Origin of the sequence: Frankia sp. Allo2, from assembly GCF_000733325.1 — a bacterium.
GTDB lineage: Bacteria > Actinomycetota > Actinomycetes > Frankiales > Frankiaceae > Frankia > Frankia casuarinae.
On the sequence record NZ_JPHT01000104.1, the window covers coordinates 1 to 1,826 of the forward strand.

Below are 1,826 nucleotides of genomic sequence, written 5' to 3' on the forward strand. Positions count from 1 at the left end.
ACCGGAGCCCCGCGCCTTCATCGTCTCCACCCCCAGGGACGCTCACACCCAGCGACGCTCACGGAGCGTCACCAAACGTTGCAGGGAAAGGCTCAATCTCAAAGGACAACCGAAGCAGGGGCGCAAAGTTCAGGCCGGTGAGGTCGCCGAAATGCGCCCGCGTGAGCACACTGTCAAAGATCATAATCTTGTTATGAGCTTTCTCGGGGCCGATTTTAGGCTCCACAGAGCTAAACCACGACCGCGAACCTGGCAGAGTTTTAGGTGGTTCGCCTATTGACGCCCCGCACCCGGCCTACGTCCCGGACGGAACCGCCCGGATAACCCCGGCGATCTTGGCCCACTTGTCGGCGCTCAAGGTGGGGGCGCGCTGGAGCTGGAGGCGCACCCATTCGGCCGCTGTCACCACGTGCTCCGGCCGCTTTATTCGTAAGGGCGGTGGTCGGCTCCGTACTGCATTTCCAGCAGCTGTTGCGCGACGAGCCGCCTCAACCGCCCCTCCTGGCGAAATCGAAACTGACGCATCTCCACGCCGCTGACTTCTTGGGCGGCCTGCCGCGCGCCCGCCGGCGTGAGCCGCGCCGTCTTCGGATGCACCCGGAACAGCAGATGCACCTGGTTGTGCTCAGGCACCGCCTCATCCAGGCTGGCCGCCGCCTCCCGCACCACCGCCAGCACCGCCGTCGCCAACCCAAGGCTGGTGGCGGCATGCACCCGCCCGCGGACGATGCCGAGGCCGGTCAAGGCGGGAAGGTCCCGCAGTAGCGGCTCCAGGTCCAGGGGCGAGGCGGCCGACCGGACGGGGGCCAGCTCCTTCGTCAGCTGGTCCAGGGGGTCCGGGACAGCGCCCACCCGCGAGGCGTCAGCCATTGGCGCGCTCCAGTCTCAGCGATCTTGGTGCCGCCAGCCAGGGTGGCCGACGGCCTGATGCGATCGAGGCTGCAACACAAACCCCCTGGTTGTGGGCGTCAACCAACCACCAACCGTTTCAGAGCTGGTTGGCTCGCCTGCCAACCACCCGGCCAACCAACCACCTCACTCCCGTCAAGCAGCAGGCCGCGTCTCTCCGGGATACTGAGGTGCTGACATGGGGGAGGGTCGTCGGTTGCCACCAAGCGATGAGGAGGAGGCAGTCCCGTTCGCGGCTCCGCGCACGGGCGGCCTGGCCGTGCCTGCCGCCAATGAGCCGGGGCGGTCGCCCGTCCTCACACCGGCTCAGCGCGTCGGCGCCGCGATGCGACAGGCCCGCGAGGGGCGCGGTTTTTCATTGCGCTATATGGGGGACAAAATAGGGAGGCACCACAGCACGCTGTCGCCGAATGAACTCGGTAATACGATGGCGACCGATAAGACGCTTCAGCTCTACGAGGAAGCCCTGCATCTACCTTCAGGCTCCCTGGTGCAGGTNAAGAAGGAGTCTCTTTCGCGGGGGCAAGACATCACCGGGGAAAAAGTTGGGGAAGCGGCCGATAGCCAACCGCAAACCGGTGCCGAACAAAGCGAGCCTCTGCTGTCGCCAGCTGAAATTGCGTCTGATCGCACCTTGAAAGACTTCGGGCCGTCCAGGGTATATACCGTTCAAGGTGTGCTCCGCAGTTGGCAAGGGCGATTGTTCCTGGCCGCCGCCGCAACCGTCCTCGCATTCTGGGCCGTCGCTCGTTACGCGCCCACATTCTACCCATTGGCTAGCCCGGTTCCAGATGCGAGTGACGCCCAGGCACTTCATTGTTCGTAAGAGTTCGGTGATGGCGTGGGTGGGCGGGCCGAAGGCCCGGCCGGTGTTGCCGGTCGGGTGGTTTTCGGCTTGTGGGTGGGGTTAGGGCTCG

The 1,826-nt window shown here is 65.3% G+C and carries 1 protein-coding gene; it reads right to left on the reverse strand.

Translation table 11 applies throughout. From position 1 onward, the window contains the following. Positions 1-423: 423 nt before the first annotated feature. On the reverse strand, positions 424-870 hold the full coding sequence (locus ALLO2_RS22975; RefSeq protein ID WP_011436937.1) for a hypothetical protein: 447 nt from the start codon (positions 868-870) through the stop codon (positions 424-426). Between the last annotated feature and the right edge of the window lie 956 nt (positions 871-1,826).

Bases quoted from the DNA above. Each gene is read 5' to 3' on its own strand.
- ALLO2_RS22975 (WP_011436937.1), bottom strand. From the start codon at position 870: ATGGCTGACGCCTCGCGGGTGGGCGCTGTCCCGGACCCCCTGGACCAG.